Origin of the sequence: Terrimonas sp. (assembly GCF_003075435.1) — a bacterium.
In the GTDB taxonomy this organism is placed as follows: domain Bacteria; phylum Bacteroidota; class Bacteroidia; order Chitinophagales; family Chitinophagaceae; genus Agriterribacter.
Genome location: NZ_QCZJ01000009.1, coordinates 52,699 through 68,599, shown reverse-complemented (window position 1 = coordinate 68,599; position 15,901 = coordinate 52,699). Strand labels below are relative to the sequence as shown.

13 protein-coding genes are annotated in these 15,901 nt (G+C 42.3%); 9 read left to right on the top strand and 4 right to left on the bottom strand.

Annotated features, from left to right (window positions below):
- Window positions 1-342 precede the first annotated feature (342 nt).
- Both DC498_RS11580 and DC498_RS11575 read right to left on the bottom strand, forming a co-directional pair.
- The gene (locus tag DC498_RS11580) at window positions 343-1,365 is read right to left on the bottom strand and encodes a Gfo/Idh/MocA family protein (RefSeq protein WP_116874319.1); all 1,023 of its coding nucleotides are present in this window, start codon (window positions 1,363-1,365) and stop codon (window positions 343-345) included.
- Entirely contained in the window at window positions 1,362-1,934 is a 573-nt protein-coding gene (locus tag DC498_RS11575; protein WP_206197595.1) for an acyltransferase, read from the bottom strand. The genes DC498_RS11580 and DC498_RS11575 overlap by 4 nt, the downstream gene beginning before the upstream one ends.
- A gap of 152 nt (window positions 1,935-2,086) precedes the next feature.
- Here DC498_RS11575 and DC498_RS11570 point away from each other — a divergent pair, with 152 nt between their 5' ends.
- From DC498_RS11570 to DC498_RS11525, 9 genes are all read left to right on the top strand, one after another.
- On the top strand, window positions 2,087-2,329 hold the full coding sequence (locus DC498_RS11570) for a hypothetical protein (protein ID WP_116874318.1): 243 nt from the start codon (window positions 2,087-2,089) through the stop codon (window positions 2,327-2,329).
- 48 nt (window positions 2,330-2,377) lie between these two features.
- Complete coding sequence (gene gndA / locus DC498_RS11565) at window positions 2,378-3,790, top strand: NADP-dependent phosphogluconate dehydrogenase (protein ID WP_116874317.1); 1,413 nt, start codon at window positions 2,378-2,380, stop codon at window positions 3,788-3,790.
- Between the two features lie 2 nt (window positions 3,791-3,792).
- Window positions 3,793-5,304, top strand: a complete 1,512-nt coding sequence (zwf, locus tag DC498_RS11560) for a glucose-6-phosphate dehydrogenase (protein WP_116874316.1) — start codon at window positions 3,793-3,795, stop codon at window positions 5,302-5,304.
- Between the two features lie 177 nt (window positions 5,305-5,481).
- Complete coding sequence (gene pgl / locus DC498_RS11555; RefSeq protein WP_116874315.1) at window positions 5,482-6,213, top strand: 6-phosphogluconolactonase; 732 nt, start codon at window positions 5,482-5,484, stop codon at window positions 6,211-6,213.
- A 124-nt stretch (window positions 6,214-6,337) separates the two neighbouring features.
- A complete protein-coding gene (locus DC498_RS11550) occupies window positions 6,338-7,657 on the top strand; it encodes an ammonium transporter (RefSeq protein WP_116874314.1) in 1,320 nt (439 codons plus the stop codon).
- A gap of 682 nt (window positions 7,658-8,339) precedes the next feature.
- A complete protein-coding gene (locus DC498_RS11540) occupies window positions 8,340-8,978 on the top strand; it encodes a TetR/AcrR family transcriptional regulator (RefSeq protein WP_133176836.1) in 639 nt (212 codons plus the stop codon).
- On the top strand, window positions 8,975-10,333 hold the full coding sequence (locus tag DC498_RS11535; RefSeq protein WP_116874311.1) for a TolC family protein: 1,359 nt from the start codon (window positions 8,975-8,977) through the stop codon (window positions 10,331-10,333). The genes DC498_RS11540 and DC498_RS11535 overlap by 4 nt, the downstream gene beginning before the upstream one ends.
- 42 nt (window positions 10,334-10,375) lie before the next feature.
- Window positions 10,376-11,536, top strand: coding sequence for an efflux RND transporter periplasmic adaptor subunit (locus DC498_RS11530; RefSeq protein WP_240627980.1), 1,161 nt, complete (start codon window positions 10,376-10,378; stop codon window positions 11,534-11,536).
- 56 nt (window positions 11,537-11,592) lie between these two features.
- Window positions 11,593-15,192: an efflux RND transporter permease subunit gene (locus DC498_RS11525; protein ID WP_116874309.1), complete on the top strand. Its 3,600-nt coding sequence runs from the start codon at window positions 11,593-11,595 to the stop codon at window positions 15,190-15,192.
- A 98-nt stretch (window positions 15,193-15,290) separates the two neighbouring features.
- On the opposite strand, the gene DC498_RS11520 is transcribed toward DC498_RS11525, so the two are convergent.
- Both DC498_RS11520 and DC498_RS11515 read right to left on the bottom strand, forming a co-directional pair.
- Entirely contained in the window at window positions 15,291-15,599 is a 309-nt protein-coding gene (locus DC498_RS11520) for a type II toxin-antitoxin system RelE/ParE family toxin (RefSeq protein ID WP_116874308.1), read from the bottom strand.
- A gap of 2 nt (window positions 15,600-15,601) precedes the next feature.
- A complete protein-coding gene (locus tag DC498_RS11515) occupies window positions 15,602-15,841 on the bottom strand; it encodes a hypothetical protein (RefSeq protein WP_116874307.1) in 240 nt (79 codons plus the stop codon).
- Window positions 15,842-15,901 lie beyond the last annotated feature (60 nt).

The window sequence follows — 15,901 nt, the reverse complement described above, 5'->3', positions numbered from 1 at the left end:
TGTTACATAATCATTGTTTGAGTAATATCAATACCGCGGCAAACATTATTTTCTATTTAAAATAGTTAATTAAAATAAATCCAGGTCCTGTTCAGGAAGCCCGGTATACCATAGTTTTTCGCTGTAAGGATAAGAACTCAAACAATGTCAGGCGATTATAAGAACGAAGCCGCCCTTGTTTTTGTAGCGCAAATATAGATGTAAAAAAGATTCCAGTAATGTTTGAGTTTCAGCCCTTCCCGAAAACCGGGAAAGAAAGGGACATGATCTTATAAGGTTTTACAGCATTGTATTTTAAGCAAAGATCAGCATCATTGCGTTTATGGCACTTTGAATACAGCACTATTTCTTCAAATTATATATTCTCTCAATTATTTCTACCACTTTCAATCCTTCCAGGGCATTGGTGGTAATAGGTGAACGCCCCTTTAATACATCAACAACATTTTCAAAAATATAATGATGGTTTGCTGCCGAACCTTTATACGGGCCATAATCGTTGGGTGGATTAGCCGGCGGCAGTTCAGGCATAACATAATCCTTTATATGACAAAACTCTACCTCGTTCATATACTGACCCCCCACTTTTACCATACCATTTTCTGCTATTACGGTTACGCTGCTTTCCAGGTTTTTGTTCCAGCAGGATGTTGAATAACTGAAATTGCCCATACCGCCATTTACAAAATCAAACTGCACAAAGCCCGAATCCTCAAACTCCGTTAAACCGCTATGATTAAAATTGGCAAATCGCCCGCTGATATTGCTGATATCTCCAAACAGCCAGAACATGATATCTACAAAATGAGAAAACTGCGTGTAGAGCGTTCCCCCGTCTAATTTTGCCGTGCCGTGCCAGTTGCCTTTGGTATAATAACGCTCATCCCTGTTCCAGTAACAATTAACCTGCACCAGGAATATTTTTCCCAAAATGCCTTGCCGTAAAATATCTTTCAGCCAAACGGATGTGGGAGAATACCTGTTTTGCATTACACAAAACACCTGCTTATGCTGGTGAAGCGCTTCATAAATGATCTTTTCACAACCGGCTTTGGTCAATGCCATCGGCTTTTCAATAACCACATGCTTGCCGGCTTTTAAACCCATCAAGGCGTGCTCCTCATGAAAGCCATTGGGAGTGGCGATGCTTAAAACATCAAACTCCGTGTTGCTTTTCAAAAGATCTTCCAGTGAATTAAAGTAATGTGTTGGCTTATGTGTTGTAAATTTAACATCCGCTTCCGGCAGCATATCACATCCTGCAACCCATTCACACTCAGCGTTCTGGCTGATCATTGCCCCGTGGCGTTTTCCAATATGTCCCAATCCTGCTACTGCAAATTTTATTTTATTACCGTCGTTCATAATGCTGCCGTTACCATTTTATCTTTTAAAATATATTTTTCGTTTGTTTCCGGGCAAAAAGCTATGCCTTCATTATTAAAATTCAGCTTATGCCCGTTCTTGCTCATCCAGCCGGTTTGCTTTGCCGGGTTTCCCACCATTAATGCATAAGCAGGCACAGGTTTGGTAATAACCGCACCAGCTCCTATAAATGCATATTCCCCAATCTCGTAGCCGCAAACGATGGTGGCGTTTGCACCAATGCTGGCGCCTTTCCTTACGATTGTTTTCCTGTATTCTTCCTTGCGGGAGACAGCGCTTCTCGGGTTGAAAACATTGGTAAAAACCATAGAAGGCCCCAGGAATACATCATCCTCGCATATAACACCGGTGTATACAGAAACATTGTTCTGCACCTTAATATTATTACCTAAAATAACCCCTGGCGATACCACTACATTCTGACCGATATTACAATTTTCTCCAATAGTGCTGTGAGACATAATGTGAGAGAAATGCCAGATCCTGGTTCCTTTTCCAATGGTACAATTTTCATCAATAACCGCGGTAGGGTGAGCAAAGTAGTCCATAATTATTAATAAGATAACCGGAGCGATTAATATTAAATCACAGGTGATTAATAACGCAATGTTTGCGGATTTCGTGCGCAAATATATACCAAAACCTTTAACAACTTTTAACCACCAAAAACCTCCTGATTTGGTATCTTAGCACTCCGATTATGTTGAAATTTATACTATATATTATTCTTGGGTATTTTCTCTTCAGGTTTATTACCGGCTTTGTAATTCCTGTTTTCAGAACAGGAAAACAAATTAAAAGGCAGTTCAACGATATGCAGCAGCGTATGGAAGAACAAATGAGGCAACAACAGGCGGCTGCATCAAATAATGCGCCACAGGCAGAAAAGCCGTCTCCGGCCACTCCTGCTGGAGAATATATTGACTTTGAAGAGGTGAAATAATGAAATAACCTACATTTGCCATCCTTTTTCATCACATCTTTAATAACTATGGCAAATCAATCATTCGATTTCGGGTTAATAGGTTTGGGCGTAATGGGCCGCAACCTCTTGCTTAATATGGCAGATCATGGTTTTGCAGTGATAGGATACAACAGAAGTCCGCAAAAAGTAACCGAGCTTGAATCGGAAATTGTGCCCGGCACAACTGTAAAAGGCACTTCAGACCTTAGCCTTATGGTTAAGGAATTAAAAACGCCACGCAGGATTATGATGCTGGTTCAGGCGGGCAAACCGGTAGACGCTGTTTTGGCTGAACTTATTCCTCTTCTGGATAAGGGCGATATTGTAATTGACGGTGGAAATTCTCATTATACAGATACCTTGCGCAGGGTGCAATATATGCAGGAGAAAGGCTTTCACTTTATGGGTGTGGGCGTTTCAGGCGGGGAAGAGGGCGCAAGAAGAGGTCCCAGCATTATGCCAGGCGGCGATAAAGAAGCCTACCCTCATGTGAGGCCAATGCTGGAAGCGGTTTCCGCGAAAGTAAATGGTGAGCCCTGTGTGGCTTACCTGGGTAACGGCGCTGCAGGACACTATGTAAAAATGGTGCATAACGGCATTGAATATGGTATCATGCAACTGATCAGTGAAGTATATGATGTGCTGCACCGTGGCTACGGGCTTACCAATGATGAGCTGCACCAGGTATTTAAAGACTGGAATGATGGCGAGCTGCAATCTTTTCTTGTTGAAATTACCCGCGACATCTTCCCTAAAGTTGATGATAAAACAGGAAAGCGACTGGTTGATCTTATCTTAGATAAGGCCGGTTCAAAAGGCACAGGCAAATGGACATCACAGGACGCGATGGACCTGGGCATTGCCATCCCCACCATTGATATTGCGGTGAGCATGCGTAACCTCTCTGCTTTAAAAGATGAAAGGGTTGCGGCTTCTGAAATTTATCCCTCTGCTGTTAAAATCACCGGTGTTTCAAAGGAAGAAATCATACAGCAGGCAAGAGAAGCGCTGTTTTTCGGCACATTGATCAGCTATGCGCAGGGGCTTGCCTTATTGTATGTAGCTTCTAAAGAATATAATATGGAAATTCCTTTACCCCAGGTGGTAAAAATCTGGAGGGGAGGATGTATTATCCGCTCAACCTTGCTTGAGATTTATTACAAGGCTTATACCAGCAATCCTGCTTTATCTAATATTTTGCTTGATGCCAATATTGCCGCTTTAATTAAATCGAGAGAAGCCAATACAAGAAAATTCATCGCTACCGCTGTTCAGGCTGGTATTCCTGCTGCCGCGCTGAGCGTATCACTGGGATATTTTGATGCCTACAGGAGCGAAACAATGCCAACCAACCTGATACAGGCGCAACGCGACTTCTTTGGCGCGCATACCTATCAGCGTATTGATGAACCCGGAATATTTCACACCAACTGGCAATAAAAATGCAAAACCATAAACGGCCACCTGCCTCACTGATTTTTATTTTTGGAGGAAGCGGAGACCTTAATCTCCGTAAGCTTACTCCGGCTTTATATAACTTATTTCTTGACGAGTGGATGCCGGAAAAATTTGGCATTGTTGGTATAGGAAGATCTGATTATTCTGATGAAACATACAGGGGACATTTATTGGAAGGAATTAAAAAATTCTCCCGCCGTAAAGAGGAAGTAGACCATCAATGGAATGGTTTTGCGCAGCATGTAAGCTATCTGCAGATGGATGCAGAGAATGATGCATCTTACGCTAAGATCAGCGATTTTGTAAAAGCAAAAGAGCAGGAATATGGCGAACATCCTAATGTGATCTTCTACCTTGCTGTTGCGCCGCAACTGGTGCCTGATATCGCCAGCAAGCTTGGACCGCTGAATATTTGCGCGGATACCAAATGCACCCGTATTGTGGTTGAAAAACCTTTTGGCCATGATCTTAAAAGCGCACAGGAAATTAACCACCTGCTCAGCACGATGTTTGATGAAAACCAGATTTTCCGCATAGATCACTACCTCGGTAAGGAAACCGTGCAGAATATACTGGCGTTGCGCTTTGCCAACGCATTGTTTGAGCCTATCTGGAATCGTAACTATATAGAAAACGTACAGATCACCGCATCAGAAACAGTAGGAGCGGAGAGCCGCGGCGCGTATTATGAAAAATCCGGCGCTTTGCGTGATATGGTGCAAAATCATATCCTGCAATTGATGTGCATGATCGGTATGGAAGCCCCGGTATCTTTTGATGCCAATGAGATCCGGAATAAAAAGGTGGATGTACTGAATGCCATCCGTAAGATTGATCATAGTGAAGTGCAGGATTATGCTGTCCGCGGTCAGTACAGCGAGGGCTGGATGCAGGGCGAAAAAGTGACAGGTTACAGAGGTGAGAAAAATGTTGATCCCCATTCAAACGTTGAAACTTTTGCAGCGCTGAAATTTTATATAGATAACTGGCGCTGGCAGGATGTGCCTTTTTACGTGCGCACGGGTAAACGCATGCATAGTAAAAGCACATTTATTACCATACAGTTCCGCCCGGCTCCCAACTATGCGTTTCCTCCGGAAGCAGCCAATAGCTGGCGGCCTAACCGCCTTACGATAGGCATTCAGCCGGAAATGGATATCCGTCTTCGTTTCCAGGCAAAACGCCCGGGGCAAAACCTCATCCTCAGCCCGGTTGATATGACCTTTAATTACGACGCTTATGATGAGCATGAGCCTGAAGCGTATGAAACCCTGCTGCTGGATGTAATGGAGGGCAATGCTACTTTATTTATGCGTGCAGACCAGGTAGAAGCAGCATGGAAGATCATTATGCCGATACAGGAAACCTGGGAAACAAGGCAACCGGTTGATTTCCCTAATTATGCTCCCGGTTCATGGGGACCTGAAGACGCGGAAGCGCTGATAGCAAGAGACGGGTTTAACTGGGTTACGCTGAATACTCCGGAGGGGGCATAATTTGAAAATGGGGGAATTTGAAAATTTGAAAATGAGGGAGGAGAGAATTGGGAAATATGGGAATGTGAGAATATGAGAATGTGGAAACAGGGGATGCTCAAGAGGGCCTTCCTGCTTCCTTATACCTTTAACCTTCTACCTTCAGCCTTATACCTTTAATCTCACACCTTTAATACTATGCACCTTCATATACAACAAAATCCCGAAGCTGTAAGCCTTGAACTGGCTGAATGGATAACAGCAGCTATAGCGTCTGTTTTACAAAAGCAGGATAAATGCACTTTGGTATTAACCGGGGGCAATTCGCCCAGGCGTTTATATGAACTGCTGGCTACCGCTCCGTACAATGAACGCATTGACTGGAGCAGGCTCCATATTTTTTGGGGTGATGAACGCGCTGTTCCTTTTACGGATGACCGCAATAACGCTAAAATGACCTATAGTCATTTGCTAAGCAAAGTGCCGGTATTGAAGGAGAATGTTCACATTATGCAAACGGATATTGAACCGGAACAATCCGCTGCTGCATATGAAAAGATATTACACAGTTATTTTGAAGAAACAGGTAAAAGCTTTGACATCGTGCTCTCCGGTATGGGCGATGACGGGCATACACTATCTCTTTTCCCGGGTACAGAGGTTATTCATGAAAAGAAGTTATGGGTTAAAGCATTTTATCTTGCCCCCCAGCAGATGTTCAGGATCACACTTACGGCTCCGATAGTAAACAGGGCCGCTAAAATCGCCTTTCTCACTTTTGGCGCCGGCAAAGCTCATGCGCTTAAAGAAGTGCTTGAAGGAAAATTTGATCCTGACCTGTATCCCTCACAGGTAATACAACCTGAAGCAGGCGAACTGCATTGGTTTACTGATACGGCTGCAGCAGCGAAGCTAAGCTGTGAGCCGTAAGCTATCAGCTTTCGGCAGTCAGCTACCGCCCATAGCCTTCCTTTTATTCAAAATTGATGCAGTTCTTTTAGGAAAGAAAAGCAGAAACCCTTTATCTTCCCGCACTTAAAAACTTTACTCGGCTATGAATAAGTTCAGCAGCTCTGCTCCTTTTTATTTATTGGGTTTTGTTTCACTGGCAGGGCTTTTTGTTCCCCTGGTTAGCGATTTTGATGGTGCAGGGGTTTATAACCAGGCAGATATGTCGTGGGTGCTGATATCTTCAGCCCTTGTACTTTTAATGACCCCGGGGCTTGCCTTTTTTTATGGAGGTATGGTAAGCAAGAAAAATGTTATTTCTACCATGCTGCAAAGCTTTATTGCTACCGGGCTGATCAGTGTACTATGGCTGGTATTTGGCTTTGGGCTTGCATTTGGCGATTCCTTTCACGGTTTTATCGGCAACCCGGCAGCGTTCTTGTTTATGCAGGGCATAAACGGTCATGCGCCCTGGACTTTTGCGCCAACTATCCCGCTTTTGTTGTTCGCATTGTTTCAGTTAAAATTTGCCATTATTGCGCCGGCGCTGGTTGTTGGTGCAACGGCTGAGCGGATAAAGTTTACTTCATACGTTTTGTTCATGATACTTTTTAGTGTGCTGATCTATGCTCCTATAGCACACTGGACCTGGCACCCGGAGGGCTTATTATTAAAGATGGGAGTGCTGGACTTTGCAGGAGGTACCGTTGTTCATATTTCTGCAGGTTGCGCCGCATTGGTTGGGGCTATCGTACTGAAGAGAAGAAAAGTGCATCTCAACAAAGAAGAGGTAAAGCCGGCAAGAATAACCTATGTTTTATTGGGAACCGGGTTACTGTGGTTTGGCTGGTTTGGCTTTAACGGCGGTTCTGCCTTAAGCGCAAGCAGCCTGGCGGTTGATGCTTTTGCAAATACCAATGTTGCTTCAGCGGCTGCGGGTTTATCATGGATATTTTTTGATGCCAGGGGCGGCAGAAAACCTTCGGCGCTTGGGTTTTGTATAGGCGCTGTTGTTGGGCTTGTTGCTATTACGCCTGCCGCGGGCTTTGTAGGGCTTCCGCAAAGTTGCTTTATTGGTTTTATATCGGCCATTATTTCAAATCTTGCAGTGCATTGGAAAAGCAAAACAGGCATTGATGATACACTGGATGTATTTCCCTGCCATGGCGTGGGCGGTATAACAGGTATGATATGCACCGGCATTTTTGCAAGCAAGGACATTAATCCTGCAGGCGCTGACGGATTGTTTTACGGAGGAACGCATTTCTTCCTGGTGCAATGCCTGGGCTGTATTATAGTAGTGGTATTTTCTTTAGCCATGAGTTTTGTTGTTTTTAAATTAACTGATCTCATACATCCTATGCGGGTAAGTGAAAAAGAAGAAGAAGAAGGGTTGGATGTTTCGCAGCATGATGAAAAACTATAAGGAAGAATTGATATAAAGCCTGTACACTATAATAAAAAATGATAATTGACAGGTTGATATAATAAGCTCCTGAAAGTATCATGAATGCTTTTCACGCACCGTTCGCCGGGAAGCAAAGTTTTTCACTTTGCAAACCTTTCTCCGCTGCTTTCGTTGCGCGAAACATACTTTTTGAATCAAATTATAACACTCAAAACCCGGGTTAAAATCTCCCCGGCATCTTATGCTCTTTTTATCCAGGGTTTGCTGTTTATCTCCCGGTATTTATTTTTTTAAGTTTTTACCAGTAACCGGGTTAGCAGCCTCTTTTTGTCAGGTTTCGCCGAAGGCAAAATTGAAAAAATGCGAAGCATATTTTTTCAAAAGACAAAAAGCAGTGGCGCTCCGGTTACGCAGCCCGCCGGCTGTGGAGGCAAAAAAGGTTCGTAAAATTTAATTATGGCGAAACAGCTGCATGGCTTTTGAAAAATTTGATTCAAAACCCTTGCAGCAATTTAATAACCAAAGCATGAATATACAATGATCTTTATCAGCATATCACCAAAATGGAGTTAAACAGCAAGCCCTATATAGCGGCACATACCGCTCATGATAAGTTTCACGTTTAGTAGCTGAATTTTTTAGATAAACGGTAAAAAAAACTGACGGAAACTTTGGTTACGAATAAAGTTTCCATAGTTTTGTGCCTGATTTTGAAGCTATGGAGATACAGGAACGAATTGCCCAAAAGGCGCATGATCTTTTTTTACAGTACGGTATTCGCAGCATCAGCATGGACGAAATTGCTGCACAGCTTGGCATCAGTAAAAAAACCATTTACCAGTTTTACACAGATAAGGATGCGCTGGTTGACAGTGTGATCGCTATTGTGGTAAAAGAGAATGAAGATGAATGCTTCTGCTGCCAGCGGAAAAGTGAGAACCCGATCCACGAGGTTTTTGTGGCGATAGAGATGGTACAGGAAATGCTGAGAGCAATGAACCCAACGGTAATGTATGACCTGCAGAAATACCATCCCGCTGCTTTTCAAAAGATCAGTGATCATAAGAATAAGTTTCTGTATAAGCAGATTAAAGAAAATCTTGAGAAAGGAATTGAATTGCAAATATATCGTGATGATATCGATGTTGAGATCCTTTCACGATTCAGGCTTGTCACCACATTCATGCTCTTCTCCCCTGATTTCTTCCCTCCCGGAAAGCATAAGCTGGATATGATAATGGAAGAGATAAGCATCCATTTTTTGTACGGGCTTGCTACGCCTAAAGGCGTAAAGCTTATACAGAAATATCAACAACAACGACAAAACAAACATATATGAATTTGAAAGAATGGAAATTGGTTAAATGGGGCATAGCAGTATGCGCTGTATGCTGCAGCACTTTGCTATATGCCCAGCAGGATACTGCGCATGAACATGCCTTCACCCTTCAGCAGGCATTGGACTATGCACGTAAAAACAACATGCAGGTAAAAAACGCATTGATAGATATACAGATTCAGCAACAGGTTAACCGTGAGGTGACGGGAAGGGCTTATCCGCAGATCAGCGCCAGCGGTTCGCTGGTGTATAATGCACAGCTTCCTGTAAGCCTTGTTCCTGCTGAATTTTTTGGAGGACAACCCGGCACTTTTGAAAAACTGGCTTTTGGTGTAAAGTGGGGCGCTACCGGAGGTGTATCACTAAATCAATTGTTATTTGACGGACAGGTTTTTATAGGACTCAAGGCCAGGAACACCCTTATGGAATTTGCTACTACAAAGGAAGCAATAACAGAAGAAGCCATCAGGGCTAATATTACCAAAATATATTACCAGCTGGTAGCCGGCAAAACACAAATTGATTTACTGGATGCCAACATTTCATTACTGGATAAACTGCAGCACGACACTAAAATAATGTTTGATAATGGCTTTGCCGAGCAACTGGATATTGATAAGCTGACAGTGCAGATCGCTAATCTTCAAACAGAAAAAATAAGTGCGTTGAATCAAATTCAGAATGGAATGCTGGGGTTGAAAGTTTTAATGGGTATGCCTGTTAAAGATGCTCTTATACTCATTGATACCATTACTGATGAACAAATAAAAGATGGCTTACTGGATGCCGGCAATTTTGATTACAGCCAACGCAAGGATTTTCAATATGCTGATTTGGGCGTTAAGCTGGGAGAGTTTGATGTAAGACGGTATAAGCTTGCCAAGCTACCCACTCTTTCGCTTAATGGCTATTATAATAAAAACGCGCAGCGGAATAAATTTGATTTTTTAGGAAAGGGAGACTGGTTTGGCATTTCTGCTATCACACTGCAACTGCAGATTCCACTCTTTACCGGTTTTTCTGCCAATGCCCGTATCCAACAGGCTAACCTGTCATTGCAACAAAGCATCAATCAACGGGAAGCATTAAAAAATGATATTGATAATGAAATAACCACTGCAAAAAACAATTTCAGCACCGCAGTGTCTACACTCGATTATCAAAAGAAAAATATGCAGCTGGCTGAAACTGTTTTTAATCAAACTAAAAAGAAGTTTGAAGTTGGAACAGGCTCAAACACAGAGATCATACAGGCACAAACGGATATGAAGGCAGCACAAACCAATTATATCAATGCTTTGTACAACGCCATCATAGCAAGAGTTGATTACATTAAAGCAACAGGAAAATTATAAACAGCTTTTAAAAAAAATTGAATGACTTATAAAAACTATTATATGCAAAACTCATTTAAAACTGCTTCGGTTATTGCAGCAATGGTATTGCTGGCTGCATGTGGTGCTTCTACTTCAAAACCGGGAGATAATAAAGCCATTGCGGATAAGAAAGTCCAGCTTGAAAAATTAAAAACTGAACAAAAAGCGCTGAATGATAAAGTTGCGGCCTTGGAAGAAGAATTGATAAAGCTTGACCCTTCATTAAAAAAGGAGAACGCCAGGCTGGTTGCTACAGTAAAACTGGAGCCCGAAAACTTTACGCACTATATTGACCTGCAGGGTAAGCTTGATGCTACCAATATTGCGTATGTAGCGCCGCGCGGACAGGGCGGACTTGTTAAAGCTGTATACGTTAAGCAGGGTGATAATATAAGAAAGGGGCAACTGCTGCTGAAACTGGATGATGTTATTTATCAAAAACAGATTGACCAGCTGAACACCCAGCTGGCTTATGCAAAAGATCTTTTGCAAAGACAGCAAAATTTGTGGGATCAGAAAATTGGTACAGAAGTACAATTGCTGAATGCAAAAAACAATGTGGCCAATATTGAAAAGCAAATTGCTACAGTGCAGGAACAATCCTCCTTTTCAAATGTATATGCTGAAATGAGTGGTGTGGCAGAAACAGTGAACATTAAGGTAGGTGAAATGTTTATGGGCGGGCAGCAAATCCGTATTGTTAATACGGATGATTTAAAAGTAACAGCACAGGTGCCGGAAAATTATATGGAGCGTGTAAACGTAGGCAGCCAGCTCGTGATAAATTTTCCTGAAGCTAATAAAACCATCAATACAAAGGTTTCTGTAGCCGGTAAGCTGATAGACCCTAACAGCCGCTCCTTCTATATTGAAGCAAAGATGCCTTACGATAAATCGCTGCGTCCTAACCAGATCGCTATGATACAGATACAGGATTATACCGCTAAAAATGTAATTACTGTGCCTGTAGCTGCTATGCAAAACGACGATAAAGGAAAATTTGTGATGGTGGCAGTGCAGGAAAACGACAAATGGATAGCCCGCAAAAAGATGATCACCATCGGGCAGTTATACAAGGATAAAGTGGAAATAAAGTCAGGTGTGCAGGCAGGAGACCAGATCATTACAGAAGGTGTGCAGGGCTTATACGACGGGCAGACTATTATTCCTTCTGCGGCATAAAAGACTGCAAACAAGAAAGATTCACAATTATTTGTTGAGATCAACAGAACAATACTATGAGTGCTTTAGAAAATTTTACAGGAAAGTTTAAGGAATTTAAACCTACTACCTGGAGTATAAAAAACAAGACATCTATTTACCTGCTTATGCTCTTTGTGAGCATTGTTGGCATTACGCAATTTATTACTTTACCCAAAGAGCAGTTTCCTGATGTGGTAATTCCTACCGTATACGTACAAACGATATACGTGGGCAATTCTCCAAAGGACATAGAGAATCTGGTTACACAGCCAATAGAGAAACAGATAAAAGCAATAACCGGCGTTAAAATTCAAAAAACCACCAGCACATCCATCCAGGATTATTCTGCTGTTGTAGTAGAGTTTGACGCAAATGAAAATATTGATGTGGCGGTGCAGAAAGTGAAAGACGCGGTAGATAAAGCTAAAACTGATTTGCCTACAGACCTTACAGAAGAACCTTCTGTAATGGAAGTAGCTCTATCAGAAATACCGATCATGTATGTAAACATCAGCGGCGATTATGATAATATGAAGCTGAAAAAATTTGCGGATGATATACAGGACCGGCTGGAAGAATTACCACAGATAACAAGAGTTGATATTGTAGGCGCTCCTGAACGCGAGTTCCAGATCAATGTTGACAACTACCGCATGCGCAGCGCTAATGTTACATTTGATGATATCGCGAATGCTGTTGCCCGCGAAAATATGGATATCACCGGAGGCTTGCTGGAAGTAGGCAATACAAAAAGAACAATGCAGCTGAAAGGGCAGTTCCGTTCAGTGGCGGATATTGAAAAAGTGGTTGTGCGTGGCCCCACCGGCGGTGCCATATATTTAAAAGATATTGCACAAATTAAAGACACCACAAAGGAAAGGGAAAGCTACGCGCGGCTTGACGGCAAGAATGTAATTACATTAAACATCGTTAAACGTTCCGGTGAAAACCTGATTGAAACAGCCGACCAGGTAAAAACAGCGATGGAAGAAATGCGGAGCAATGAATTGCCCAAAGATCTGAACGTAACCATCACCGGAGACCAAAGTAAAAATGCAAGACACTCCTTTAACGAGCTGGTTAACTCTATTGTGATCGGGTTTATTCTTGTATTGGTCATCCTGATGTTTTTTATGGGAGTAACCAATGCGTTTTTCGTGGCGCTGTCCGTTCCGCTGAGCATGTTTGTGGCCTTCTGGTTTTTACCTGTAGCTGATATTATTATAGGATCGAATGTTACCCTCAACTTCATGGTATTGTTTGCGCTGCTGTTTGGATTGGGTATAATAGTAGATGATGCGATAGTTGTTATAGAAAATACACACCGCATTTTCGTGCAGGCAAATGGTAAGCTCAGTTCGGAAAAAAGCGCCATGATGGCCGCGGGAGAAGTGTTTATTCCTGTATTGGCTGGTACACTTACTACGCTGGCGCCATTCTTCCCGCTATTATTCTGGCCGGGGCTAATAGGTAAGTTCATGATATACCTCCCGGTAATGCTAATATTTACGCTGACGGCCTCGCTGATCGTGGCATTCATCATGAACCCGGTATTTGCGGTAGATTTCATGAACCATCCCGAAGGAGAACACAAGAAAAAGAAGTCGGATATTTTCAGGAAACCGTTTTTCTGGATAGCTATTGTGGTTGGTATACTGTTCGACATCATGGGCATCACGTTCCTGGGTAATATAATATTGTTCCTTGTGTTGCTCGTGTTGCTGAATATTTATGTGTTAGACGGTATTATTCACAGTTTCCAGAACAGGGCGCTGCCCTGGATCATGGGGCATTATGAATCATTATTAAAATGGGCGCTGAAAGGCTGGAGGCCTGTATATCTTTTAATAGGCACATTCCTATTGCTGATATTCAGCTTTATGATATTTGGCGCATCTGTAAGCAGCCAGCGCGTTAAAGTAGTGTTCTTCCCCAAATCAGATCCCAACTTCATTTATGTATATCTTAAGCTGCCTGTTGGTACTGATGTAGAATATACGGATTCCATCACCCGCAATCTGGAGCAGCGTGTAGTAAAAGTGCTCGGTATGGAAAACGGCAAGCAGAACCCTATAGTGGAAAGCGTAATTTCTAATGTGGCTGTAGGCGCCAGTGATCCTAACAGCGGCGACAGGAGCACAAGGCCGGAACTGGGAAGGGTGCAGGTATCGTTTGTTGAATTTGAAAAACGACATGGCGCTTCAACCGCTGCCATACTCGATTCTGTGCGTAAAGCCATTAAGGGAATACCTGGTGCAGAAATTTCTGTTGACCAGGAGTCAAGCGGGCCTCCTACTGACCCCCCTATTAATATAGAAATAGCGAGTGATGATTTTGATAAGCTGATCAAAACAGGTGTTGCGTTGAAGAATTACCTCGACTCTATACAGGTGCCGGGAGTGGAAGAGCTGAAGATGGATGTTGACCTTACCAACCCGGAAATAACATTAACGGTAGACAGGCAGCGTGCATTAATAGAAGGCGTATCATCTGCGCAGATTGGTATGGAAATCAGGACGGCATTGTTTGGCCGCGAGGTTTCAAAAATTAAAGATGGTGATGATGAATACAAGATCCAGCTGCGCAATAATGAATTGCAGCGCAAGAGCCTTTCGGACCTGTTGAACATGAATATTACCTTCCGTGATATGGCAAGTGGCGGAGCAATCAAAAATGTGCCGATCAGCTCGCTGGTAAAAGTTGACTATACTACTACGTTGGGAAGCGTAAAAAGAAAAGATCAGAAACGTACCATCACCCTGCGTTCAAACGTGCTGGAATCGCAGGGATATACACCCACCGCGGTGAATGCGCAAATCAAAAACTATATTGATGCATTTACAGGCACTGCGGAAGGCGTTACGATTAAACAAACAGGTGAAGGAGAACAACAGGCTGAAACAGGAAGATTCCTGATGAAAGCAATGATGATAGCATTGATGCTGATCTTGTTCATACTGGTATTACAGTTCAACTCCATAAGCAAGCCGGTAATTATTTTAATGGAAATTGTTTTCAGCATTATTGGTGTATTGCTTGGTTTTAGTTTAACAGGCATGGATGTTTCGGTTGCCTTTACAGGATTAGGCGTTGTTGGACTGGCAGGTATAGTGGTGAAAAATGGTATACTGGTGATTGAATTTGCCGATGAGCTGAGAATGCGCGGAATGAAAACAAGAGAAGCGGTTATTGAGGCGGGTAAGACACGTATCATACCGGTATTACTTACCGCATTAGCTGCGATATTCGGGCTGATACCATTGGCGGTGGGCTTCAATATTGATTTTGTGGGCTTATTCTCCAGCTTTGATCCACATATATTTTTAGGTGGTGATAGTGCCAGCTTCTGGAAGCCGTTGGCATGGACAATCATCTTTGGCCTGATATTCGCGTTCTTTATGACGCTGATCATTGTGCCGGCTATGTACCTGATAGCAGAGCGTTTGAAGCGCCCGATGCGTAATATGTATGGTGGTAAATGGATATCGATGCTGGGCATTCCGCCATTAACAATCATCTTCCTTCCGCTGGTATTTGCAACCATGTTCAGGCACAGGCTTGATGTGGCAAGAAGAAAGAGAAAATTAGCCAATGATACAGCGGCAAATGAAAAATGGATAAAGAGTTGGTTTTAGTTTCAGTTTTTGAGATGATGCACAATAAAAATCCCGGCTTGATGCCGGGGTTTTATTTGGCATAATACCTAATATTTTGATGCCGTGTATTTTATTATCTATCGTTTTTTAGTGTATTTTCTGCGTGGGTTACGTTTATGATGATATATGGATACTATAATTATTAGCTTATTCAATTCATCAATATAATATATCAGATTAAATGGATATTTTTTTAGTGTTAATTCTCGTAAATTTTTATATGTATTTCGATATCTCTCAGGGTGTGTGCATACTGCATTTACAGCCTCCTGAACAGCTACAATAAAGCCATCTGCAGCAATTACACTTTTTTCTTCATACCACCTAAATGCTTCTTCATATTCGTTGGCAGCAATAGGTACAAAAAGGAATGCATAGTCGGCCATACTTATTTTCTCTTTTTTCTAACTGCCTTAAGCCTTTTATTCATTTCTGCAGGTGTTACCATTTTGCCTCCGCTTAAATAGTATTCTACTCTTCGGTTAAGTTCTGCTTTAAATTCATTTGTGTAGGCTACAGAGATTTCTTTTAGATCATCTTCTACCATCACATATATTGCTTTCAGTTTCTTATCATCAGCAACCTCAAGATAGTTATGCAATTGCTGTCTTATGCTTGTAGTATTCATACGCTGATTTTACACAATTTAACGCTCAAATTTTAAATTTGCCTGTTGATTAACACCCTT

Bases quoted from the DNA above. Each gene is read 5' to 3' on its own strand.
- DC498_RS11525 (WP_116874309.1), top strand. From the start codon at position 11,593: ATGAGTGCTTTAGAAAATTTTACAGGAAAGTTTAAGGAATTTAAACCT.
- DC498_RS11520 (WP_116874308.1), bottom strand. From the start codon at position 15,599: ATGGCCGACTATGCATTCCTTTTTGTACCTATTGCTGCCAACGAATAT.
- DC498_RS11575 (WP_206197595.1), bottom strand. From the start codon at position 1,934: ATGGACTACTTTGCTCACCCTACCGCGGTTATTGATGAAAATTGTACC.
- DC498_RS11580 (WP_116874319.1), bottom strand. From the start codon at position 1,365: ATGAACGACGGTAATAAAATAAAATTTGCAGTAGCAGGATTGGGACAT.
- DC498_RS11515 (WP_116874307.1), bottom strand. From the start codon at position 15,841: ATGAATACTACAAGCATAAGACAGCAATTGCATAACTATCTTGAGGTT.
- zwf (WP_116874316.1), top strand. From the start codon at position 3,793: ATGCAAAACCATAAACGGCCACCTGCCTCACTGATTTTTATTTTTGGA.
- gndA (WP_116874317.1), top strand. From the start codon at position 2,378: ATGGCAAATCAATCATTCGATTTCGGGTTAATAGGTTTGGGCGTAATG.
- pgl (WP_116874315.1), top strand. From the start codon at position 5,482: ATGCACCTTCATATACAACAAAATCCCGAAGCTGTAAGCCTTGAACTG.
- DC498_RS11570 (WP_116874318.1), top strand. From the start codon at position 2,087: ATGTTGAAATTTATACTATATATTATTCTTGGGTATTTTCTCTTCAGG.
- DC498_RS11535 (WP_116874311.1), top strand. From the start codon at position 8,975: ATGAATTTGAAAGAATGGAAATTGGTTAAATGGGGCATAGCAGTATGC.
- DC498_RS11530 (WP_240627980.1), top strand. From the start codon at position 10,376: ATGCAAAACTCATTTAAAACTGCTTCGGTTATTGCAGCAATGGTATTG.
- DC498_RS11550 (WP_116874314.1), top strand. From the start codon at position 6,338: ATGAATAAGTTCAGCAGCTCTGCTCCTTTTTATTTATTGGGTTTTGTT.